Annotated in this window: 16 protein-coding genes; 9 read left to right on the plus strand and 7 right to left on the minus strand. The window is 53.7% G+C overall.

Annotated features, from left to right (window positions below; translation table 11 throughout):
• Positions 1-23: 23 nt before the first annotated feature.
• Positions 24-2,966, minus strand: coding sequence for a class I adenylate cyclase (locus ACFOSD_RS04205; protein ID WP_380693206.1), 2,943 nt, complete (start codon positions 2,964-2,966; stop codon positions 24-26).
• Between the two features lie 114 nt (positions 2,967-3,080).
• Between ACFOSD_RS04205 and ACFOSD_RS04210 the strand changes: the two genes are divergently transcribed.
• The 7 genes from ACFOSD_RS04210 (at position 3,081) to ACFOSD_RS04240 (ending at position 11,032) form a co-directional block, all read left to right on the plus strand.
• Positions 3,081-3,806, plus strand: coding sequence for a response regulator (locus ACFOSD_RS04210; RefSeq protein ID WP_380693204.1), 726 nt, complete (start codon positions 3,081-3,083; stop codon positions 3,804-3,806).
• Positions 3,803-5,272, plus strand: a complete 1,470-nt coding sequence (locus ACFOSD_RS04215; protein WP_380693202.1) for an ATP-binding protein — start codon at positions 3,803-3,805, stop codon at positions 5,270-5,272. Before ACFOSD_RS04210 ends, ACFOSD_RS04215 begins: the two co-directional genes overlap by 4 nt.
• A 236-nt stretch (positions 5,273-5,508) precedes the next feature.
• Complete coding sequence (locus ACFOSD_RS04220) at positions 5,509-6,762, plus strand: ABC transporter substrate-binding protein (RefSeq protein WP_380694954.1); 1,254 nt, start codon at positions 5,509-5,511, stop codon at positions 6,760-6,762.
• Between the two features lie 109 nt (positions 6,763-6,871).
• Positions 6,872-7,813, plus strand: a complete 942-nt coding sequence (locus ACFOSD_RS04225) for a carbohydrate ABC transporter permease (protein ID WP_380693199.1) — start codon at positions 6,872-6,874, stop codon at positions 7,811-7,813.
• Positions 7,803-8,693, plus strand: a complete 891-nt coding sequence (locus ACFOSD_RS04230) for a carbohydrate ABC transporter permease (RefSeq protein ID WP_380693197.1) — start codon at positions 7,803-7,805, stop codon at positions 8,691-8,693. The genes ACFOSD_RS04225 and ACFOSD_RS04230 overlap by 11 nt, the downstream gene beginning before the upstream one ends.
• Before the next feature lie 93 nt (positions 8,694-8,786).
• Positions 8,787-9,896, plus strand: a complete 1,110-nt coding sequence (locus ACFOSD_RS04235; protein WP_380693195.1) for an ABC transporter ATP-binding protein — start codon at positions 8,787-8,789, stop codon at positions 9,894-9,896.
• Between the two features lie 215 nt (positions 9,897-10,111).
• Entirely contained in the window at positions 10,112-11,032 is a 921-nt protein-coding gene (locus ACFOSD_RS04240; RefSeq protein ID WP_380693193.1) for a PDC sensor domain-containing protein, read from the plus strand.
• Between the two features lie 21 nt (positions 11,033-11,053).
• Here the strand turns inward: ACFOSD_RS04240 and rarD are convergent, their stop codons facing one another.
• The 3 genes from rarD to ACFOSD_RS04255 all read right to left on the minus strand — a co-directional run bounded on the left by rarD (position 11,054) and on the right by ACFOSD_RS04255 (position 14,996).
• Positions 11,054-11,944, minus strand: coding sequence for an EamA family transporter RarD (gene rarD, locus ACFOSD_RS04245; RefSeq protein ID WP_380693191.1), 891 nt, complete (start codon positions 11,942-11,944; stop codon positions 11,054-11,056).
• Between the two features lie 131 nt (positions 11,945-12,075).
• Positions 12,076-14,220 (minus strand): CHASE2 domain-containing protein, encoded by a 2,145-nt coding sequence (locus ACFOSD_RS04250; RefSeq protein ID WP_380693189.1) that lies wholly within the window; start codon positions 14,218-14,220, stop codon positions 12,076-12,078.
• A 50-nt stretch (positions 14,221-14,270) separates the two neighbouring features.
• Positions 14,271-14,996 (minus strand): hypothetical protein, encoded by a 726-nt coding sequence (locus ACFOSD_RS04255; RefSeq protein WP_380693187.1) that lies wholly within the window; start codon positions 14,994-14,996, stop codon positions 14,271-14,273.
• Positions 14,997-15,132: 136 nt separating this feature from the next.
• Here ACFOSD_RS04255 and ACFOSD_RS04260 point away from each other — a divergent pair, with 136 nt between their 5' ends.
• Positions 15,133-15,981: a hypothetical protein gene (locus ACFOSD_RS04260; protein WP_380693185.1), complete on the plus strand. Its 849-nt coding sequence runs from the start codon at positions 15,133-15,135 to the stop codon at positions 15,979-15,981.
• Between the two features lie 17 nt (positions 15,982-15,998).
• On the opposite strand, the gene ACFOSD_RS04265 is transcribed toward ACFOSD_RS04260, so the two are convergent.
• Genes ACFOSD_RS04265 through ACFOSD_RS04275 form a run of 3 tightly spaced genes read right to left on the minus strand, consistent with a single transcriptional unit; the run spans position 15,999 to position 17,805 of the window.
• Positions 15,999-16,730 carry a hypothetical protein gene (locus ACFOSD_RS04265; RefSeq protein ID WP_380693183.1) on the minus strand — a complete coding sequence of 244 codons (732 nt, stop codon included), beginning with the start codon at positions 16,728-16,730 and terminating at the stop codon, positions 15,999-16,001.
• Positions 16,715-17,314 carry an RNA polymerase sigma factor gene (locus tag ACFOSD_RS04270; protein ID WP_380693181.1) on the minus strand — a complete coding sequence of 200 codons (600 nt, stop codon included), beginning with the start codon at positions 17,312-17,314 and terminating at the stop codon, positions 16,715-16,717. The genes ACFOSD_RS04265 and ACFOSD_RS04270 overlap by 16 nt, the downstream gene beginning before the upstream one ends.
• A 53-nt stretch (positions 17,315-17,367) precedes the next feature.
• On the minus strand, positions 17,368-17,805 hold the full coding sequence (locus ACFOSD_RS04275; RefSeq protein ID WP_380693178.1) for a COG4315 family predicted lipoprotein: 438 nt from the start codon (positions 17,803-17,805) through the stop codon (positions 17,368-17,370).
• 315 nt (positions 17,806-18,120) lie between these two features.
• Here ACFOSD_RS04275 and ACFOSD_RS04280 point away from each other — a divergent pair.
• A partial coding sequence (locus ACFOSD_RS04280) for an NHL domain-containing protein (protein ID WP_380709131.1) occupies positions 18,121-23,218 on the plus strand: 5,098 nt, incomplete at its 3' end.

Genomic DNA, 23,218 nt, shown 5'->3' on the forward strand with positions numbered 1-23,218 from the left:
CAGCATCGGTGTACGTAGCTACGCTAGTGGCCGGGCTCCGTGTCGTCGGTCGGGTTTTGGTCGTCTTTAGGGACGATATACCGATTCAATAGCGCTTCAATGCGCTGTTTGTACAGCAGGTAGTGGTAGGTTTGTGCACGACCATCAGGAAAGCGCGCTTTAATGTCGTCGGACAATTGCACATCGGTAATGTACGCCGGGTAACGCTCGCCACCGCGGCGGAAGCTCAAAATATGTTCAGCCACAGCAGCAAAAAGTTCCGGGCCCAAGACCAGCGAACTGAATTCCTCATCCTGCAAATACAGGGTGTATTGCGCTTTGCCTTTGGCATCCAGATGCACCAGCACCTGCAAAATTCGGGCATCCAATTCGTCGTCTTCTCCACCCGGCCATGGCCGTAGGTACGCCGGTTTGTCGTTGTGCGACAGACGGACTTCATAGAAATTGATGCGCCGCCGGGCCAACAAGTCCAACTCTACTTCTACGGTGGGGTCATCTTGTGCGAGCTGGCGCAGTTCCACCGTGCGCAAGAAGCGATACAGATGATTAAGCAGATTGTTCACCCCATGATTCACCACGCGCGCTTGGAACAGAGTGGCGTTTTCGTCCAGAATCCAATACGACAAATGGGTCTTTTCCGCCTGATAGCAAACCACAATTTGACCATCCTTCGCGGCTTCCAGAATCAGTTTCAACCCACTGTGGCGCAACATGGCGTTGGCATCCAACACCAAGGGGCTGAACTCCGGCTGCTCTTGTGCCAATAACGGGTATAGATGCCGCACGGTGGGCGCGGGCTGGGCATAAAAACGATCTTGGTGAAACTGACACAGGTAAAAGGTTTGTTCGATGCGAATCAAATAGCGCGTGCTTTCCTTGGCTTCAGGGCCGAAAAACACCCGCATCATGTCGTGCACCAACTCCTTCACCCGCTTCATGGTCGCCGCCGCACGACTCGCGCAGTAACTCACCACATCGACGTCGGGCAGCGGACCTTTTTGCCGCCGCAGTTGGCTGAACAGTGCTTGCAAGAACTGCACGAGTGCGTCCTGGCTGTCGTAGCGGGTGCAGATGACCTCTTGCCAAGACGACACACTGACCACATCCAGAGTACGCACCAAGTTTTCTCCCAAGGCGCTGTAATCCAATGAGTCGACGCGACTGGATATTTTCTGCAAGCCGCGTTTCGACAATTTGGCCATGGGGTCAACCCCCACATTCACAAAGACCATGATTTTTTCAATGCGGGCCGGTGCTTGAAAGGCATTGGTGGACGGCGATGGTAAGGGATACGGCTGCCAATGCTTAAGGCTCGACATCAATTCTTTGACTTCAAAGTCGCTCAAATTGCTGCGTAGCGAATACACCGGCACATGCAAATGACCACTCAACAGTCCATTCAGGTGGCACCACAGCAGCACCTCTAGAAAGCCCCGCGCATGCTTTAAGGGCGGTGGGTATTTCTGTTCGCTGGCAAGCACCAGGTCAACATAAGCGGCCCATAAAAATTGTCCGCGTTCTTTCGACGGCAGTTGGTGCAGCGTGACCTTTTCTTGTGTTTGATTGGGTGCAATTTGCTCATTCAGTATGTCGATTTTGCCCGGCTTGCGTTCGAAGCTGGTGTGCAGTTTACGCGCCAGCACCCGCATGTCGGCCTGACTCATGATGGAGTGGCCGCCCTGCGTCTGAGCAAAACGGGTTAAGGTACGGTAGCTTTGGGTGAATTCCCGCATGATCTCGTTGCGTGCTTTGAGCGCAGGTTTGATACCCCACGACTCTCGCTCGTCCAGCACCTGAATGTCGGATTTCGACCACGCCCATTCCAGTATGAGCTTTTCCAGAATATCGCGCCGCCAGGTTGCACGGCTACGACTGGCCGGGCGGCTCAACGCTACCCCTGATTTGCGATACAAACATTGACGCGCTAATTCAAGTCGGCTGCGCTGATCTTGTTTGCGCAATAAAAAGGCCTCAATACGCCGAAACATTAAAATGTATGGGTCAAGCTCATTAAGCTCCAGTGCATTGTCGTACACCTTGTTTTTGAAGGTGTGGCACAGCATGTTGGGGTTTTGCCTCGGCTCTGCGGCATAGGCTTCCAATAACAACAATTTCAGCAAGGACTTCCACGGCGAATCGATGCCTTTGTAGAGCTGCCACATGGCGGCACCAAGGAATTCTTCCATCGGCATGCGGTCGATTTTGCCGAAATCCACCACTTCGTCGGGACGCAATAAAGATTCATCGAACAAACGCTCAACGGTGCTGTCGTATTGCTGTTCAAGTGAGGGCGGCACAAACCACCAAACCGGTATCGCCCCGGCTAAATGCACGCCCGAGCGGTAAAATTCGTCGAGCAACAAATAGTGTTGGGTGCTGCCGCAGTATTCGCCGGTTAACGTTTCGCGCTCACCACCGCTGAAACGCTTAGCGTTCATCAGGAAAAAATGCACTTCCAGATTAAACCCCAGCGCCCAACGTTCAATAAGATCGGCTTTGGCGCGCAAGTCGGCTAACTGCTCGGGGGTGAGATCCGGCCGATGGCAAACCCAAATGTCCAAATCGCTGCGTACGTTATGCGCTATGCTGCCGGGACTGCCCATCAAAAACACGCTGACAATATCGCGCCGATGCCCCGCCATACCCTGACTGAATTGAAATTGGCGACTGTACTGGTGCGTTAAGCGAACGGTATTTTCACTGGGTACATAACCCAAAATGCCATGCGGTGTGCTGTCGTTAACGAAACCGGGCAGCTTGTTGCTGTGCACATGAAACAGCATGGGTAGCATGGACAAACAGGTTTGTTGCTGGGGCTGCAAAATCTGCCGCACGCGCTCCATGCGTCCCACCTGCACTTCTTGGAAACGCTCCCGCGCGGCCTGAACCGTTTGCGCCGTCAAACGATTAAAGTCGGGCTGAATCGGTCTATCTACTGCGCTCTCCGTTTCCGTGTTGGTCGCCATGCTTTCCCCAGGACCGGCCTAGCCCGTTTTGTAACAGGGCTGTTACCTTATAATTGTTTGTCTTGTACCACGAGTAATATAGTCTATTACTGAATCCAACAATAAAAATGCCGTATGGATAACCAAGACGACTTTACCCATGTGCTGGTGGTCGACGACGACCACGAAATCACCGAATTGCTGGAAACCTATCTCACCCGCAATCAATTCCGCGTGAGTACGGCCCACAACGGCCAGCAGATGATGGCCCGGCTCGACAAACAACACATCGACCTTATTGTACTCGACATCATGATGCCGGGTGAGGACGGGTTCACACTGTGCAAAAAAGTTCGTGCTTCGTCCAGTATTCCCATCATTATGCTGACCGCAGGCAATGATGAGACTGACCGCATCATCGGTTTGGAATTGGGTGCGGACGACTACATGAGTAAGCCGTTCAATCCGCGCGAATTATTGGCCCGCATCAAGGCCGTGTTACGCCGCTTAGAAGACCGCAGCAACCGCGAGCCCGCACACCACCCTAAAGTACGCTTCGGGCCATGGACGCTGGATACCCAGCATCGCCAACTGGTGCATGAACGCGGCGATGTGTTTCCACTGAACGGGGCCGATTTCGATTTACTGCAATTGTTTTTGACCAATCCCGGCGAAATTCTGAGTCGCGAGGATTTATTTCAACGCCTGAAAGGCCGTGAACTTAGCCCCTATGATCGCAGCATCGACGTACAAATCAGCCGCTTGCGCTTCAAATTAGACGACAATGGAAAATCGCCGCAATTGATCAAAACCGTTCGGGGACAAGGGTATTTGCTGACGTGCGATGTAGAACACCTATGAAACTTGTACATAACCTGCAGGCTTTTTGGGTGCGCATTTTCTCGTCGTTGTTCAGCCGCTTGCTGGCCGTCATTGTGCTGGCGGTCTACGGTTCATTCGTCTTGGCCACAACGCTGTGGATTCAATACATCGAAACGGGCAAGCGCGACGATGCCCTCGCCAGCGTGCAAGACCTGGCCGTGTCCATGGCCCAAACCGTGCTGTATTTCGAGAGCCTGCCGAAAGAGTTCCAGCATATTATCGTGGATCAGCAGCGTAACTTGGGTGGCAGCCGCTTTTTTCTCAGCGTGAACAAAGAATTCGTTAACTACGAAACGGTGCGCGACAACCCCCTCAAGCGTGAATTGATCGACAACTACCACCGCACCTTTCGTGAACGCGTAGGGCAGCGCGTCGGTATTATTGATGTGGACTTTGCCTACCCTGATAAATTACGCGTCTTCACCAGTGGGGTGCTGTTTTCCGAACTGCCTTCGCGCTGGGTGCAAAACAATTTGGTGATGAACCCACCGGCCCCGGTATTGGTGGCTCAGATGCGCATGCAAGATGGTGACTGGTTGTATCTGGCCAGCTTGATGCTACCGGACCCCTATGTGGTAGAAGGGTTTGAGGCGTACAACCCGGATCAACTGGCCTTTATCGCCATCCTGCTATTGGTGTTGATGATCTGCAGTTGGTTTATTGTGCGCTGGCTGACCCGGCCGTTGCGGCGCTTGTCACGGGCCGCCATGGCGTTGGGGCGCGATATCCACCAAGTCTCGGTGCCGGAGGTTGGCACCTATGAAGTGCGGGAAACTGCGCGGGCGTTCAACATCATGCAACGTCGTATCCTGACCTTTATCAACGACCGTGACCTCTTATTCTCGGCCATTTCGCACGACCTGAAAACGCCCATTACCCGCCTGCGCTTGCGTGCCGAATTGCTGGACGACGACAGCGTACGAGAAAAAATCAACAAAGACCTGAACGAGCTGGAACAACTGGTGCAGGGTGCGCTGGATCTGGCACAAAGTACCGACCTGAACGAACCGACCAGCGAAGTGCCGATCCGTCCCATGTTGGAGGCCATTCAAGAAGAAGTCGCCGTATTGCAGCGCCAAGTGAATCTGACCGTGCCCGACGATGCCCGCTTGTTCGCCAAGCCCATGGCGCTCAAGCGTTGCTTATCGAACCTGATTCACAATGCAGTATTCTATGGCACCGAAGCGTGGGTTGAGGTAAGGGCCAGTGAACATGCCGTCACCTTTGTTATTTTGGACGATGGCCCCGGCGTACCGGAAAAAGAGTTAGAACACATTTTTGACCCCTTTGTACGGCTTGAAGGCTCGCGCAGCAGACACACCGGTGGCACCGGCTTGGGTATGACCATCGCGCGCAACATTGTGCACAGCCATGGTGGCGACATCTCCCTGCGCAATCGTATGGGCGCCGGGCTGGAAGTGTGTTTGGTGTTGCCACGCGAATAACACGCAATGTAACAAGCTCGTTACATTTGTGGCCAGGTGATCAAACAGCCGTAGAAGCCAGTATTTATGCCCATCGCTACGACTTCTTTGCGACCCTTAGGACGTCCCAATACCCCATAAACCGTTACACTCGGTTGCGCTAACTTACGTGTATTCCCGCCTGCAGCGCACTAGAGTTTGCTCGTCACGTATCCATGCGTGCCTTGTGATAACAACAAAAATGAAGAGGAAAGACTCTGATGAATTTCAAAAAATCTTTATTAGGTGCTGCATTGGCAGCCTCTATGACCACGACCGCCGTTGCTGGGGAAGTTGAAGTACTGCACTGGTGGACATCGGGCGGTGAAGCCGCAGCCATCAGCGTATTGAAGCAGATGGTCGAAAGTGAAGGCCATTCGTGGAAAGACTTCGCGGTCGCCGGTGGCGGCGGTGAAAACGCCATGACGGTATTGCGTGCCCGTGCCGTATCTGGCAACCCGCCAGCGTCAGCCCAGATCAAAGGTCTGGAAATTCAAGAATGGGGTGACTTAGGTTTCCTCGCTTCTCTGGATTCTGTTGCCGGTGCAGAAGGTTGGGATGCCGCGTTGCCGCCTGTTGTTTCTGATGTCATGAAGCACGAAGGTTCTTATGTAGCCGTACCGGTAAACGTACACCGCGTTAACTGGATGTGGGTGAACCCCGAAGCCTTAGAGCGTGCAGGTGCGGCTGTACCGACCACCATGGCTGAGTTGTGGGAGACGGCCGACAAACTGAAAGCCGCTGGCATTATCCCGATTGCCCACGGTGGTCAGGCATGGCAAGACGCCACTACCTTTGAATCCATTGCCTTGAGCGTGGGTGGTCCTGAGTTCTTCGAGCGTGCGTTCGTTCAACATGACCAGAGCGCCTTGAACAGCCCAACGATGGTGCGTGTGTTTGAAGAATTCCGTAAAGTCGGTAACTACATTGATGCAGGTTCACCAGGCCGTGACTGGAACAACGCGACCGCCATGGTTATTCGTGGTGAAGCCGCTATTCAATTCATGGGCGACTGGGCGAAAGGTGAATTCACCGCCGCCAACATGACCCCCGGTTCTGACTATCTGTGCCTGCCTTTCCCTGGTACGGCCGATGCGTTCACGTTCAACATCGACTCATTAGCGATGTTCTCACAACGCAACGCCGCCAATGTAGAAGCGCAACAAACTATGGCCCGTTTGGTACTGTCTCCTGAATTCCAAGAGACCTTCAACCTGAACAAAGGCTCCATTCCTGTACGTTTGGACCAAGATATGTCGCCTTTTGACGAGTGTGCGGTGAACGCCATGAACACTTTCCAAGAGACTTCGCAGTCTGGTTCTGGCTTGGTGCCTTCTATGGCACACGGGATGTCTACCACCTCTGCGGTCAGCGGTGCGATCTTTGACGTGGTCACCACGTTCTTCAACAGCAACCAGAGCGCGCAAGACGGTGCACGTCAGTTGGCTTCTGCCGTACGTGCTGCTCAGTAAGTCAATACGCGCTGTATCAGCCTGATCGATAGCGAGATCAGTGGGTGCCTCTACTCAGAGGCACCCTATGTTCAGGCTCTCAGCGATTCAAGACGACAGGATCAATTCCATGACTCAATCTCTTTCTTCCAAGTCACCGACCGGCATCGAACGCCGCACTCGGTCCGTCAGTCTGGGAGACCGACTTGCCAGTTGGATACCCAAACTGGTCCTCTCGCCGACCTTCGTGATCACCGTGATCTTTGTGTACGGCTTTGTGGCGTGGACAGCGATGCTGTCGTTCACCAATTCACGTATTTTGCCACGTTATGACTTCATCGGCTGGGACAACTACGTGCGGTTGTTCGGCAATGAACGCTGGTTAGTCGCGCTGAAAAACCTCGGCATTTACGGCTTTTTATTCATTGCCATTTGTTTGGTGCTGGGTTTGGTCATGGCTATTTTGCTGGATCAACGTATTCGTGCAGAAGGTGCCCTGCGCACCATCTATCTGTATCCCATGGCGCTGTCTTTTGTGGTCACGGGTACTATTTGGAAATGGATGCTCAACCCACAGGTTGGGTTAGAGCGCTTTATGATTGATCTCGGATGGGAAAGCTTCCGCTTCGACTGGATCGTCAACCCCGATTTCTCCATCTACACCGTGGTTATCGCTGCGGTGTGGCAGTCGTCCGGCTTTGTGATGGCCCTGTTTCTTGCCGGTTTGCGCGGCGTAGACGACAGCATCATCAAAGCGGCGCAAATAGACGGGGCATCGCGTATTACCGTGTATACCCGCATCATCATTCCGAGTTTACGGCCGGTATTTTTCAGCGCCTTTATTATGCTGGCGCACATTGCGATTAAATCGTTTGACTTAGCCTTGGCCTTGACTGGCGGTGGCCCTGGCGTTAGCTCCGACTTACCGGCCATCTTTATGTTCCAGTTTTCGTTCAATCGCGGCCAAATGGGCGTCGGTGCATCCTCCGCCATGATCATGTTGCTCGGCATCATGGCCATCCTTGTGCCCTTCTTGTATTCCGAATTGCGGGTGAAAAAAGATGACCAATAAAACACCAAAATTCACCGACAAACGCTATGCCGACATTACGGGCCGAACCATTTTATACGCCGTACTGCTAATCATGGCACTGTATTACCTGATTCCCTTGGCATTGATGATCACCACGTCCTTTCGCTCGATGGATGAGATTCGCTTGAGCCAACTGATCGCTTGGCCCGAAACCTGGACCGCCGAAGCCTGGCGACTGGCGTGGAACGAGGCACAAATTGGAGCACGGTCTGAACGCGGTCTGAAGCCTTACTTCATCAACTCCATTTTGATGGTGGTGCCCGCAGTAACCATTTCGACCATTTTTGGCGCATTAAACGGTTATGTGCTGAGTTTCTGGAAATTCAAAGGCGCCAATCTGTTTTTCGGCTTGCTGCTGTTCGGTTGCTTCTTGCCGTTTCAGGCGATCTTGCTGCCCCAAGCCATGGTACTGGGCAAGCTGGGCATCAGCGGTTCGATTGTCGGTTTGGTGTTCACCCACGTGGTGTACGGCGTCGCCTTTACGACACTGTTCTTCCGTAACTATTACGTGACCCTACCGGGCGAACTGATCAAAGCGGCGCAACTCGACGGCGCGGGGTTCTGGCGCATTTTCTGGCGCATCATCCTGCCCCTATCCACCCCGATTTTGGTGGTCAGCGTGATTTGGCAGTTTACCCAGATTTGGAACGACTTCTTGTTTGGCGTAGCGTTTTCTGACCCGTCTTCCCAACCCGTAACGGTAGGTCTGAACAATCTGGTCAACAGCTCCACCGGCGAACGGCGCTATAACGTGGATATGGCGGGTGCCATTATCGCTGCCTTGCCCACACTCGCGGTTTATGTGATCGCTGGTAAGTATTTTGTACGGGGATTAACCGCGGGTTCCGTCAAGGGTTAGAAAGGAGCATCTAAAACCTACTGCGCTTTTAGAAGCTCCTAAAAAAGAATTTTTATCCGAATGGTGAAGCCGCTCGGCAAAGAGGATACACAGATGGCTAGTTTAATTATTGATAACGTTAAAAAGTCCTTCGGTAGCACCGATATTCTGAAGGGCATTAGCATGGACATTCAAGACGGTGAATTCATCATCCTCGTCGGCCCGTCCGGCTGCGGTAAATCCACCCTGATGAACTGCATCGCCGGGTTGGAAGAAGTGACCAGCGGGCAAATTCGCATCGACGATCACGACATCACCCACGTTATGCCGAAGGACCGCGACATCGCCATGGTGTTCCAGTCTTACGCCCTGTACCCAAACATGAACGTGTACAAAAACATCGCTTTCGGTTTGGAAATTCGCAAGCTACCGAAGGACGAGATTGATGCCGAAGTACAACGCGTTGCCAAACTGCTGCAAATCGAGCATTTGTTGAAGCGCAAACCCGGCCAATTATCCGGTGGTCAGCGCCAGCGTGTGGCCATGGGCCGGGCCTTAGCACGTCACCCTAAGATCTACTTATTCGACGAACCCTTGTCGAATCTGGACGCCAAGCTACGCGTAGAAATGCGTACCGAAATTAAAAAATTGCACCAGCGTTTGGGCACCACCATTGTGTACGTCACGCACGACCAAATTGAAGCCATGACGCTGGCGAACCGCATCGCCGTGATGAAAGACGGTCACGTACAGCAGTTTGGCACCCCGCAAGAAGTGTATGACAACCCCGCCAATTTGTTTGTAGCCGGGTTTATGGGCTCGCCCGCCATGAACTTCATCGAAGTGGACGTCGTCGAGCACCAAGGCACCCCCTGTGTCGCGCTTGAAGTCTCTGGCACCTTGCATCACCTGCCCATTCCAGAACAAGAGCAAACCATTCGTCAGCGCGTCGGTGAGCGGGTAATTCTGGGTATTCGCCCAGAGCAGATCACCCATGTCGTGCCCTACGCCGAAGACCAACCGAACATGGTGAAATTCGACGGTAAAGTCGACGTCGTAGAACCGACCGGTGCAGATACGCTGGTACTGGTGAACATGAACGGCCAGGAAGTGAACTGCCGTGTGCACCCCACCGAGGCTGTACCGCCGGGCGACACCATGACTTTTTTAATGAACATGGGCAAAGCCGTCTTCTTTGACATTAAAACGGAAAACCGGATTTAGAGTGTTGGTAAAAAAGCGTTAAACCTCGTTGATCGCTGGATAGTGGTAGCTGGTCTTACGCACCCTTATGGGTGCGTTTTTTTATGCAGATCAAACCGGCTTTTCCAATCTCGCCCATTTTTAGTCCATTTCGACGAAGTTAACCTTTGGCACTAGGCATTGTGGCCCTTAAGGTGTTAGCGTGCGCTTACTCATTAACTGCTTAACGCCTAACCATGTCATCCATCAATTATCTGCATTTGCTCTCCCAATATGAAACACACCGCGTTGCCATTCAGAGCCTCGTGGGGTCCATCATCAGCAGTTTCGCCACAATAAACCTGTTGGATGACTTTTCCGCACAGCGTGATGAACTCGCGCATCTCGCTAAGGCTTACCCTTTTGTGGAATTGATGTACAGCTTGGATGCCCAAGGCGTACAAATTCTGGACACGGCGTACAGCCCCAATGTCAGCGAACGGAACCGGCGGCGGCTCGGTCAAGGCAGCGACCGCAGCCATCGACCTTATTTTGTTGCTGCTCGTGACCTTGCGGATGCCATTACGGTGACCGACCCTTATCTTTCCAGCGCGACTCAGTTGCCTGCCATTTCGGCGGTGCATCGGTTTTTGAACAGCGATGGCTCGGTGCTGGGTTATTTGGTGCTCAACATCAATCTGCAAAAAATGGTGGCTTACTTGAACGGCGACCGCCTGCGGCACCGCTTTCATCCCGTGTTTCAGGCGGTGTATTCCATCATCGGCGGTTTATTATTAGTCGTTGCGGTGGTCCTTTTGGGTTCAGCATTGATTCAACTCGTTCAGCTCATGGGCGGCGATTTCAATGTGGTAACCCAGTCGTTCGGGGTGGTGGTATTGATTACCTTGGGCTTGGCGATTTTTGATTTGGGCAAAACCATCCTTGAAGAAGAAGTGTTTGTACACAAAGACATCCACCATCATGGCTCCACACGACGCACCATAACGCGCTTTATGTCGGCCATTTTGATTGCGGTGTCCATTGAATCACTGTTGCTGATGTTTAAGTCGCTGCTGGGTGAGTCCTCCCAATTGCTGTACGCCGTGTGGATGTTACTGGCTTCCGTGGCCTTGTTGATCGGCCTGGGCATCTATCTGAAATTGAGCAAAGACGGCTGAACCAGACAACACATTAAACGATCACAAGGCCGGAGCCGCCAGCCGTCGCTTCTGCCGGGCGCTGCGCCACAGGCCGAGCATAAAAATCACCATGGCCACCCAAATAATGGCAAAAGTGATCAACCGTTGTGGCGGGTATTCTTCATTCAGAATGAAAACCGCCGTCAGGAACTGCAATGTGGGGTTGATGTACATGATAAACCCCACCACCGTGAGGTCGAGCCGACGCGCGGCAGCTGCAAACAACAGTAAAGGCACTGCCGTCACCACGCCCGAAGCGGCCAACAGCAAGCTGGTGCGCAGGTCGCCGCCAAACGAAATGACCCCGCCAACGTCCACCTGCCATAACCACCACACCAGCGCTACCGGCAACAACACCAGGGCTTCTATGTTCAAGCCTTGCAAACTATCGACCGGTTGCTGTTTGCGCACCAAGCCATAAAAGCCAAAACTGCCTGCTAAAGCTAGGGATACCCAAGGCAACCGACCTAAGGCGATCAACTCAAACAACACGGCAATAGCCGCCAAAGCTCCAGCCACGGCTTGAAAACGGTTCATGGATTCCTTCAGCAGCACACGCCCGAGCAACAGGCTGACCAGAGGCGTCATAAAATAGCCTAAGCTGCTTTCCAGCACGCGGCCTACATTCACCGCCCATATGAACACCAACCAGTTCAACCCGATCAGTACGCCCGACAGCAACAGCCACCCCATGGCTCGGCGGTTATGCAACAGGGTCATATACGAAGACCATCGGCGCATAATTAAAATGACCAACAGCGTCGCCACAAAGGCCCAAATGATCCGCTGCACCAACACTTCCATCGGCGAGACATGCGACAGCAAGCTGAAAAAGAGCGGGAATGAACCCCAAAGGAAATAGGCACTGAAGGCCAATACTAAGCCACGCATGAACGGTACTCGATAGGAAATAAGGTGAGACGATAGAGGCAGTCTACAAAGGCATTACCCAAGCGGTCAATGTGCCATGCCGTTCCTGCTTTTGTAGCCGTAGTCTACGGCTTACAACGCTCAATGCTTGCTTATTCTTGCGGATTTTTCTGTTGCTGCGCAAAGCGCTCCAGCAAAGCGTGGTAAAGAGTTTTATCCGCCGGATGCTCTTCCACAAGACCAGTAAGCAAAGTGGTCGCGTGCTCAATCTCTCCGTTGAACCCCGCGTCAAGCGCTGCGTGATAGCGCGCCACAAACGTTAAGGTTTCGGTCGGCACTTCGCCTTTTTTCCCCAACGGACGATACACCCGCACGGGCTCCGTTTTGCCTTTTACATGGGTGCGATCAATTTCCTGAAATTCAAATTGATCTGCCGCGGCTTGCGTGGTCTCACTGACCAGAATGGGCAGGCCGTAACGGCGGGTCAGCGCCTCCAGCCGCGCCCCGAGGTTGACCGTATCGCCCATTACGGTATAGGCCATACGAAACGCCGAGCCCATGTTACCCACCGCCATATTGCCGGTACTGATGCCAATACCCAAACGCAACGCCGGTAAACCTTCGGCGGCCAATTCATGCGACAGTTCATCTACCCGCTGGCACATCGCTAACGCCGTTGCCACGGCCTGATTGGCATGCTGCTCTTCCGGCAGTGGCGCACCCCAAAACGCCATGACAGCATCGCCCATGTATTTGTCGATGGTGCCACGATGGCGGTGAATTTCTTGCGTTAAGGGGGTGAGCAACCGGTTCATCAACTGGCTCAATTGTTCAGGGGCCAAGGTTTCAGAAATGCTGGTGAAGCCAATCACATCGGAAAACAACACACTCATATGGCGTGCTTCACCTGTAGTCGAGGCGAGATTCGGTCGACTGGCTAACTCGTCCACCAATTCTGGTGGCACATATTGCCCAAAGGTCCGGGTGAGTTTTTTGCGTGAGCGGTTTTCCACCAACAAGCTCCAACTGGTGTTGAAACTGTACAACGCAACAATCAACAACAAGGTGGTGGTGATGGGTAAAATCCAGCCCGCTTGCCATAACAGCACATTCGACGCGAGGCTCAACGCCCCCAAAATCACCGCCAATAGGATGCTGTAAAGTGGTTCTAAACGCTGTAGCGCCCACATCACCAACACACCAACAATCACGAGCTGCAAAACGTCCACCGCCAGCGCCCAATCCGGCTTAACGGGAATGCGCTGGTCAAGAATGCCGGCAATAACATTGGCATGCACCTCTACACCGGGCATCAAATTATCGACCGGCGTGGCGCGAATATCTTTTAAACCCGGCGCTGTGGTACCTACCAGCACCATGCGTCCGCGCAATATGTCCGGTGGCACCTGCCCGTTGATAACGTCGCGCACCGACACATAGGGAAAACGCCCTTGCGGCCCCAAATAAGGCACCCGAACCGAGCCTTGTTCACTCAATGGAATCAGCAAACTGCCCAGTTGCAATTGGGTCAGTAGCAGCTCATCACCACGTTGCGCGGTGCGTATTGCCATGGGCAAGTCACCCAACGCCTGTTGCAATAAGCGCACCGACAAGCCCAAATACAAGCCGTCACCTTGTTGCTGCACCAGGGTAGCGCGGCGGAAAATCCCGTCCCGGTCTACGGAAGGATTATCGAAAAAGCCACTGCTGGTCGCGGCAGCGGTTAAGGCCGGAATATTGTGCGTTGCGCCCGGCGGCTGGGGTATGGCAAGGCGAGGCGGCGGCACAGATTCTAAACGCAACGCGGGGGCTACCGGAGCACCAAGCATAATCGGTTCTTGCTGATTGAACACAAACCCGGCGACCACAGGACGATCTTGCCACGCTTGTGCCAGAGTCCGATCGCCGTCCAAATCGGCGGCAATGTTCGCGATCAAATCGGCTGGTAACTCCCCTTGCTCAGCCAGGGCCTGCAATGCCATAAGTACCTGTTGCTGTTCTGGCTCGGCAAACACCATATCGAAGCCCAGCGCGGCGATCTCATAGTGCTCAAACAGACGATTTACCATCTCCGCCAGTACCGTGCGAGGCCAAGGCCATTGTCCGTATTCGGCGAGCGATGCTTCATCAATATCGACAATTACCACCCGGGGGTCGATGTCATAGGTTAGGCTGGCACGCTGGCGAACATCGTCTGCCAATCGCTCTATGGCATCTAAGGTGGCTGAAGGAAGAACACCTAGGGTGTGGGCGAGGAAGGCGCCAATGATCAGCAAACTGCCAAAATACTTCGCCATCCTAGCGGATGCCAAAAACCTCGGAGGCGAAAAGAGGGTTTTAGGTACCATTAGTAGCGGCGCCGCGGCCCCTGATAGTCTTGCCTCATCTGATTAAACGGCGGAACTCGCCCCACCAAAGCCTCCAACAAGACCAACTCTTCATCGGTATGATTGATGTACGGCCCAGGAATGATATACCGTCCTTGTTCCGGGTTCGCCAGCACATAGCGCGCGTCGTGATAGTCAGCTTCAATCATTTCCGCCTGAGACGGCGCGGCGTTTGCCGACACCAGGGTACGTCCGTAGCAGGTGCATAAATAACTGCGGTCGTCATAACTTTCCGCATACACACCGGTGCCCCGAATGCCAATGGTAGCCGTTGACGTACTGAGCGACAGCGCTTCATCATTGCGCTGTCCAAACACACTGAGCAACTTGCCGGTCACCAAGCGCAAGCCGGTAGCCACCACCCCTTCGCTGCGCAATTGCAGCTCAGAGTTTTCGCGCAGGATGTAAGCATCACGCCCGACCACAAAAATGATGTAGCTGTTACTGCCGGTGCGCACATGGCTGTCGGCAGTAATCAACGTGGTGTCGGTGGCGCGTTGTTGGTCGACAAACACGTCACCGCGTAACTCATAGACCGAACGGCCCGGTGGCATATTGGCCGGTATTTGGCCCAACATTTGCGCTTGTGCACGCTGTCCGACTAACGCCAAGGTCGCGGGCGAAAGCACCGCTGAAAGCACACTTAACTGTAAGGCACGGTGAAGAAATTCGCGTCTATTGTCCATCTTTGGCTCCCTTGGTCTGGTGTACCCTTTGGAAAACACACTATACTGTTCTGACTAATTATTAACCATCAAGTTCCTACACAAAAAACACAACCGTAGGAGCCGCTAGAACTTGAGGCTCCAAGGAAGCAATATCATGCGCGTGCTCACTTGTGGTCTATTTACGTTGGCTCTATGTTCTGGAACGCAGGCTCTAGACCTCAACCTCACCGCTGGCCTAGACACCAACCCCATGCTCAGCAAAAAACCGGGTAGCCAAATGCCCGTTAGCATGCTGGCCGTGGGTGCGCATTGGGGGCTATTCCGTGACCTATCCCCCAATACCGGTTGGTCTGCTGCGGTGGCGGTTGAAGGGCAAGGTTTCCAAAACACCACCAGCCTCAGCCAGCTCTCGGTTGAAATCGGCATAACCGGGCATTGGCAACCCACGTTGGGCTACCGCGCCCCTTGGTATCAAGCCAGCGTGCAGCTTACCCCCGTACTGGTCGCCAATGACCAACGAAACACACTGGACGCCGCTTTACGGGCCAGTCGGCACCAACGTTTGACCGACCGCATTGCCTATGAGGCGGGCCTGAGTTTTCAGCAAGCGGTCGCTGCGTCATCCATTTTTGAACACCAACGTTGGGGCGCTGATGGCACTGCCTTTTATGATTTTCGCGCCCCTCGTACTCCAGCCTTTAGCAGTCTGTTCCTCAGCGGCACAGTGCTAAACGGCGACTTCGCCAGTGCCCGTGGCTACAACCCCGGCGGTATCGGTTACGGCTATAAACAAGTGGACGATGGACTATCCGATGACTTAGATGGCAACTGGTGGGTATACCGTACGCAGGGCCTAGCCTATAGCGTATCGGGCGGTATTCGTTATACCTTAACCGCTCAATATGCGCTGGACCTGTTCGCTCGGCACGTTGCCCTCAACAGTGCCGATGGCGACTACAGCGCGCAGCAAATCGGTGTGAGTTTCGCCGCTGCGCTGCCGTAAAGCGCGTTAAATCGTTTTTAAGTGTTCACATAGGGCTTTAATTGAATACAAGGCCCTTCCATCACTAAATTCGCCAACTCGAAGCGATCCGCCTGCGGTGCCACCAATAACCGGCCACTGCTGATCAGCGCCTGCCAGCGTTCAGGTGATAAATCCCACTCCATTTTGCCCGCGACCAGTTCACCCAAATACACCAGCGAGCCATCGTCGCGGTGCTCGGCCCATAAATGTAACGGGCCGGAAGGGCGCGCCTGCTGTTCATTCACCGCCCATTGCACCCGCAGTTGCGATGCCTTATCCGCCGTACCGGAATACCCGTAAACCACCACTTGAACCTGCTCACCGGCAGCACTTAACGGCGCCATATAACTGGGCGCCCAAGCCGAGGTGACAGGAGGCTCCTGCCAAAACAACATAAACCCTAATATCACGGCGATTGATGTGCTGAATACAGACCACCACCGCCAGCCCTGTGTTGCCCAATGATTCCGTGTTGGCGGCGTCACCGCAGGTTGCGTAGCAGCGGCAATGCGTGGCCATAAACTGCGTGGTGGTGTTATGTTGGGCTGCGTATCGTGCAGTGGAGATAATAATTGTGACCACAACGCCACTGCGTCTGCCAAGGGTGGATGTTGCATCAACAAGGCTTCCATGCGCCGCCGCACCCGGGGGGTAAGATGACCCGCAACGTATTGACTGGCTAAGTGTTCGCAGACCACCGGATCACGGTATCTCAGGACTGTAGACATAGCTTCAACTCCCCCAGCCCGCGACGTATCCACGCCTTAACCGTACCCAAGGGCTTACCCGTGCGTTCGGCGAGTTCACCATGGCTGTAACCATAGAGGTAAGACCACTCTATCACCTGTCGGCGTTCCTGGCTGAGTGCGCCTAGGCAACGCTGCATAGCGTCTTCATGTACAAAATTCTCATCTTGCAAGTCCACTTCGGCATCCAAGAGAGTGCTCATATCATCGGTCATATCTTCCCGACGGCGCAGTTGGTGCTTACGTTGATCCAATGCGGCGTTGCGGGTCACCACACACAGCCATGCCCAAGCATTGCCGGTATCGACATAAGGCAAAGCACGTTGCCATAATTTTAAATAAAGGGTTTGCAATACATCCGCACTGTCGGCTTCATCGCCCAAAATACGCATGGCGATGCTCATCAAGCGCGCACTGGTGAGTTCATACACCCGCTTCAACGCCTCTTGGTCACCCAGCGCGATGCGCGGCAACCAATACGCCAGTGCGGCGATATCTGTTTGCTCGGTTGAATCCTTCACCACGCCGGTTGTCTCGTTAAACCCGTAAGTATCTACAAATAACATCGGTGCTGAGCCTACACAAGTGAACTCAACACCGATGCATCAACTACAACCAGTTAATAACCTGAACTCATGCTATCTGACGAAGCCGCCGCACCACTCGCTGGCACCACAAACCACACGTTGTTCACGCCTTGGCCTGTTACATCACCGGGCTTGCTGTCGCCCACCCAATAGTACAAAGGCATACCTTCATACGCCCATTGCTGGCCGCCATCACCACGCGTTACCAAACTGAACTTACCACCAGCAGTGGCATCATCTGCGGCCATAAACGGCGGCCAATTAGCCGCGCAACCGCCTGAACAGTTGGACACGCCCGCCGTATCGCGGGTGAAAATGTACAGCGTCATCCCCGCTTCGTCGGTCAGCACATCACCCAACGTGGTGCTGCGTGTTGCCGTCGGTGCACTGCTGCTCATTGACGCACAAGCGACTAACGTGATGGCAGCGATGGCCAATAATAGGGTTTTGCTTTTTATGAAGATCTTCATGGAGCGTTCCTCTGTTGTTTGAAGTTAGGTGTTACAACAGATAGAACGACACTCGCAGTAGGTTTGGATGCAGTGCTGTGTCTACTTTTTTCGTGTCGAAGAACTTTACAGCCCATGTACAAAAAGTGAACACCGTCACAAAACAGAATGCTGACGCTTCTCTTGTCTCGCCTTTGCCCTTAACGTGTCGCCCGTACAAGGAAATGTATGTGCAGCCAGTTACCCGTAGGCATGGCCCATTCTTCCTAGAACCCACAGCCCACCGGAGAAGTGCGATATAGAGTCGAGCCCGGACGCACACAAGAGACTCAAAGAATGAAAAGGAACACGTTCGTACGCCTATTGTTTATTACTCTGCTGTCCTGTTTCGGCACAGCGCAAGCCGACAGCTCTATGCCGCCCGAAAACGGCACCTGCCTAGCGGACAGTTTCATCCGCGTAACGTCGAATCTCGCCTTATTGATATGGCCAGACAACGGGGCACCCGCCTATCGCGTTGAGCGCCGCCGCATAGACCACTCCGCGTTTGAGGTTTTGGCAACAACCCCACATTTAATTGGCGGCTATATTGATCAAGCCGTGGAATTATTTGTTACCTACGAATACCGCATCGGCGCACTGGATGAACAGGGCAGCATAGTCTGTTGGTCACCGATGTTGCATGCCACCCCAACCCCAAGGCATCCACCCAAATTACCGCCGGTAATTAACTCACAACCACCCGAAACCGCCTTGGTTGACCAGTTCTATACCTACGCTATTGATGCCACAGACCCTAACAACATGCCGCTGACCTATCGCTTAGATCAGTCCCCCATTGGCATGAGCCTAGACACCCAAACCGGCATCGTTGAATGGTTGCCCAGCCAAAACCAAATAGGTAGCCACCCGATTACCGTAACTGTAATCGACATCGCCGGGCATACCGCACGGCAGTCTTTTGACATTGCCGTTACCGAACCAGAAGACAACAGCGTCACCCTGCCCCCCAACCCGGAAGATGTAGCACCGCCACTGATCCACGCATCCGCCAGTGTGCAAGAACAAACAGCCTTCCTATACACCGGCAACAACCCCATACAAACCGGCGTATCGCCCAACACCATTGAAGAGCGCCGCGCCGCCGTCGTGCGTGGCCAAGTATTAGACCGCAGTAACAACCCGTTATCTGGCGTGACCATTACCATAAAAGGCCGCACAGAATACGGCCAAACCCTAAGCCGCCAAGATGGCTGGTTTGACATGGCCGTCAACGGCGGCGGCATGCTGATCGTGAACTACGAAAAAACCGGCTTCTTACCCGTGCAGCGCCAAGTACACCCACAATGGAACGCCTTCGCCTTTGCGGAAGACGTCGTGATGATTCCGCTAGACGCCCAAGTCACGACCGTGCAACTGGGTAATGGCGCACCCATGCAAGTGGCGCAAGGGAGCCCACAAACCGACGCTGAAGGCACCCGCCAAGCCACCGTGCTGTTTCCACAAGGCACCACCGCGACCATGCGTTTACCCAACGGCAGCACCCAAGCCTTAACTACACTGAACGTAAGAGCTACCGAATACACCGTAGGCGAAAACGGCTTTGAAGCCATGCCCGGCCCCTTACCGCCCACCAGCGCCTACACCTACGCCGTAGAACTCAGCGTAGACGAAGCCATCGCCGCTGGCGCCAGCCGGGTGGACTTCAATCAGCCCGTGCCCCTGTATGTGGATAACTTCCTGAACTTCCCCACCGGCGAAATCGTACCCGCAGGCTATTACGACTTTGACGATGCCGTATGGAAAGCGGGCGACAACGGCCGCGTGATTGAAATACTGAGCATAGAAAACGGCTTGGCGGTATTGGACATTAACGGCCAGGGCCAATCCGCGACGGAAGATGAACTGCTAGAACTGGGGATTAACACCGAAGAATTACAAACACTCGCCACCCTGTACACCGCAGGCAGCACACTTTGGCGCACCCCCATCAGCCACTTCACCCCATGGGATTGCAACTGGCCCTATGGCCCACCGTTGGATGCCGAGCGGCCCAATGTACCTGTGCCAGAAACGCTCAACAGTAACCACCCGGACAATTCAAACGAAGAAGATGAATGTGGCGGCTGCGTGATCAGCCCGCAGCGCCAAACTTTGGGTGAAAGCCTGCCCATTGCCGGAACGCCTTTTGAACTGACGTACCGGAGTGACCGCACTCAGGGTTATTTAAATAATATTGCCGACATAGCCCTGACGGGTGATTCAGTGCCTGCAAGCCTAAAGAGCATTCGACTTACTGTAGATATTGCAGGACGGCGTTTTATTCGCTATTTCAGCAAAATGCCAAATCAGCAACACCGCTTTGAATGGGATGGATTCGATGTCTATGGCCGCGAGGTATTTGGCACTCGTAAAGCCACAATCAACATCAACTACCTCTATCCCTGTGTGTACTATGGCGCAAACTCAAGCATTGTGCGGGCATGGGCCCAAATGTCGAACAACATCAGTGTTATTGGTACACGCGTAGATTGTCATTCCATGGTACTAGCACAGAGCTTTTCTGTAGAAATGACCTCGCCACATCAATCAATCCCTAACAGCGTGGGCGATTGGTCGCTGAACAATCATCATGCCTATAATCCAACCAATAGTATGCTTCTCCTAGGCAACGGTAATCGTCGGGCTAATACGGGACATATCATCGATACTATTGCTGGAAGCGGAAGCACAGGCGGGCCAGGAGTCTTCGCTGGCGATGGTGGTCCAGCTACTTCAGCACGGTTAGCAGGGGCTTCAGGTGTGGCCGTTGACGCATCGGGGAATATTTATATTGCAGATACCAATAACCACCGGATACGCCGTGTAAGTCCTAATGGAATCATTGAAACGGTTGCTGGTGATGGGAGTATTGGCTTGGTGGGAACCGGTATCATTAGGTTCTCTGGCGATGGCGGGCTTGCCACGAATGCTAGGCTAAGTTCCCCTAATGGTGTAGCGGTGGACGCCGCAGGCAATATATACATTGCAGATACGGGCAACCACAGAATTCGCCGCGTAAGCCCGAATGGCATCATAGAAACCGTTGCGGGCAGAGGACTCTCCCCTATTCTTAGTGGAAACGGAATTCCAGCAGTGACAGCATATCTGCATGGTCCAACCAGTGTGGCAGTCGACAACTTGGGGAATCTTTATATCGCTGATTCAGGTAGCCACCGTATTCGTCGAGTTAATCAAAGCGGAATTATCGAAACGGTTGCAGGAAGTGGTCCTGGAGGAAATTGGCAGGTTGGTAGCTTTTCAGGTGATGGCGGACCTGCTACTGAAGCACGGTTGTATAGTCCAAATGGTGTGACTGTTGATGATGCAGGTAATCTATTCATTGTGGACTCACGGAATCATCGGATTCGCCGGGTAAGTCCAAGCGGCATTATCGACACGATCGCAGGAACCAGTACCGCTGGATACTCTGGCGATAGTAGCCAGGCAACAGAAGCTGAACTCAAAAATCCAACAGGCATCGTCGTAGACAGTGCAGGTAATGTATACATTGCGGATACCGGAAACCACCGGATTCGCCGAGTTAGTCAAGATGGCATCATCAATACTGTAGCAGGCACAGGATCCTCTGGATTCTCTGGAGATGGAGGGTCAGCAACATCAGCCCATTTTCGCTCACTTTTTGAAATTTCGTTAGATGCCAATGACAATTTGTATATTGCGGATAGTGGTAATAAAAGGATTCGCCGCGTTAAACTAAATACATTAACCACTCCCACCGCCGAAGGCGAAATCCAAATAGCCTCCACCGACGGAACTCAACTTTTCCATTTTGACCGTTACGGCCAACATTTAAAAACCACCGACACCGTTACTGGCGTTGTTCTCTACACCTTCGACTACGATGCCGAAAACCTTCTAAGCACCGTAACCGATCAACACGGGAACATCACTCGCATTGAACGCAATGGCCTCGGCCACGCCACCGCCATCATTGCACCCCAAGGCCAGCGCACAGAATTGACCATCAACGCCAATGGCCATTTGGTGCGTCTCAGTAACCCCAATGGCGAAAGCTGGCACATGAACTACACCAGCAAAGGTCTGCTCACCCGTTTTGAAACCCCGAACGGCCATATCAATACGTTCAACTACGATGTGAACGGCCGATTAGTGCGAGACATCGCCCCCAACGGCGGTGGCTGGCAGATCTTCCGTACAGAATTAGAAAAAGGCTACACCACCAGCATGATCAGTGGTGAAGGCCGCGCCTCGCACTTTACTACCGAGCAGGGTGTTTCAGGCCAGCGCATCTACACCAATGAAGCACCCGATGGCAGCATCACCGAACGCCGCCATACCGATTCCGAAACCATCCTTGTACAGCCCAACGGTACGCAAATAACCAGCACGCAAACCCCAGACCCTCGCTTTGGCATGCACGCACCGGTGACTAGCCAAAGCATTACCACGCCCAGCGGCCTAATGTTAAACCAAACAACGGAGCGCAGCGCTGAACTCGAAAACACCAACGACGCACTCAGCCACACGGCGTTAACCACCACGGTCACCCTAAACGACCGCGTGCAAACCTCCGTCTACGACACCGCAACCCGAACCTGGACGCACACCAGCCCCGAAGGCCGCACGCTCACCCAGCGGCTGAACGAACTCGGCTTGCTGTCGGAAGCCCGCGTTGAAGGCCTTGCTAACGTGCATTACCAGTACAACAACCAAGGCCGGTTAACCCACATCGCCCGCGGCCCCAACAACGAACGCGCGGTTGAATTCGGTTACGACACCTTAGGCTACCTTGCCAGCCTAACCGACGCCCTCGGCAAAACCGTGCATTATGAAAACGACGCCGTAGGCCGCGTGCAACAGCAGACCTTCCCGAACGGCTCAACGGTAGACTACGACTATGACCCGAACGGCAACCTCACGGAAATTCGGCTGTCCAGCGGCGACGTACACCGTTTCGCCTACACCCCGGTAGACCAACAAGAAACCTACAGCCCGCCGAACCCGAACGACAGCCAGACGGATGCGCCTTTGGGCAACGGGCACCCCACCACGCATTATCAATACAACCGGGATAAACAACTCGAAGCCCTCACCCGGCCCGACGGCACCGTGGTGGACTTCGGGTATAACACCACCACCGGGCAACTGACCGAACTGGTCATTCCCGAAGGCCGGTATGACTTCGCCTACTACGGCGCGCAAGATGCCGTGCACAGCGGGCAGCTCAAAACCCTAACAGCGCCCGGTGGTCTGCAAACGGCTTATGAGTACGATGGGTTCTTGCTCACCGGCACATCGTGGAGCGGCCCGGTGTCGGGGGCACTCGGTTACGAGTACAACCATTATTTTGAGCCCACGCGCCAACTGTTGAACGGCGTAGCGGTGGATTGGCAATTCAATGCCGACAGCC

This window comes from Salinispirillum marinum (assembly GCF_042650105.1).
In the GTDB taxonomy this organism is placed as follows: domain Bacteria; phylum Pseudomonadota; class Gammaproteobacteria; order Pseudomonadales; family Natronospirillaceae; genus Salinispirillum; species Salinispirillum marinum.

Coding starts and splice junctions, on each gene's coding strand:
- ACFOSD_RS04205 (WP_380693206.1), bottom strand. CDS start 2,966: ATGGCGACCAACACGGAAACGGAGAGCGCAGTAGATAGACCGATTCAG.
- ACFOSD_RS04210 (WP_380693204.1), top strand. CDS start 3,081: ATGGATAACCAAGACGACTTTACCCATGTGCTGGTGGTCGACGACGAC.
- ACFOSD_RS04215 (WP_380693202.1), top strand. CDS start 3,803: ATGAAACTTGTACATAACCTGCAGGCTTTTTGGGTGCGCATTTTCTCG.
- ACFOSD_RS04225 (WP_380693199.1), top strand. CDS start 6,872: ATGACTCAATCTCTTTCTTCCAAGTCACCGACCGGCATCGAACGCCGC.
- ACFOSD_RS04230 (WP_380693197.1), top strand. CDS start 7,803: ATGACCAATAAAACACCAAAATTCACCGACAAACGCTATGCCGACATT.
- ACFOSD_RS04235 (WP_380693195.1), top strand. CDS start 8,787: ATGGCTAGTTTAATTATTGATAACGTTAAAAAGTCCTTCGGTAGCACC.
- ACFOSD_RS04240 (WP_380693193.1), top strand. CDS start 10,112: ATGTCATCCATCAATTATCTGCATTTGCTCTCCCAATATGAAACACAC.
- rarD (WP_380693191.1), bottom strand. CDS start 11,944: ATGCGTGGCTTAGTATTGGCCTTCAGTGCCTATTTCCTTTGGGGTTCA.
- ACFOSD_RS04250 (WP_380693189.1), bottom strand. CDS start 14,220: ATGGCGAAGTATTTTGGCAGTTTGCTGATCATTGGCGCCTTCCTCGCC.
- ACFOSD_RS04255 (WP_380693187.1), bottom strand. CDS start 14,996: ATGGACAATAGACGCGAATTTCTTCACCGTGCCTTACAGTTAAGTGTG.
- ACFOSD_RS04260 (WP_380693185.1), top strand. CDS start 15,133: ATGCGCGTGCTCACTTGTGGTCTATTTACGTTGGCTCTATGTTCTGGA.
- ACFOSD_RS04265 (WP_380693183.1), bottom strand. CDS start 16,730: ATGTCTACAGTCCTGAGATACCGTGATCCGGTGGTCTGCGAACACTTA.
- ACFOSD_RS04270 (WP_380693181.1), bottom strand. CDS start 17,314: ATGTTATTTGTAGATACTTACGGGTTTAACGAGACAACCGGCGTGGTG.
- ACFOSD_RS04275 (WP_380693178.1), bottom strand. CDS start 17,805: ATGAAGATCTTCATAAAAAGCAAAACCCTATTATTGGCCATCGCTGCC.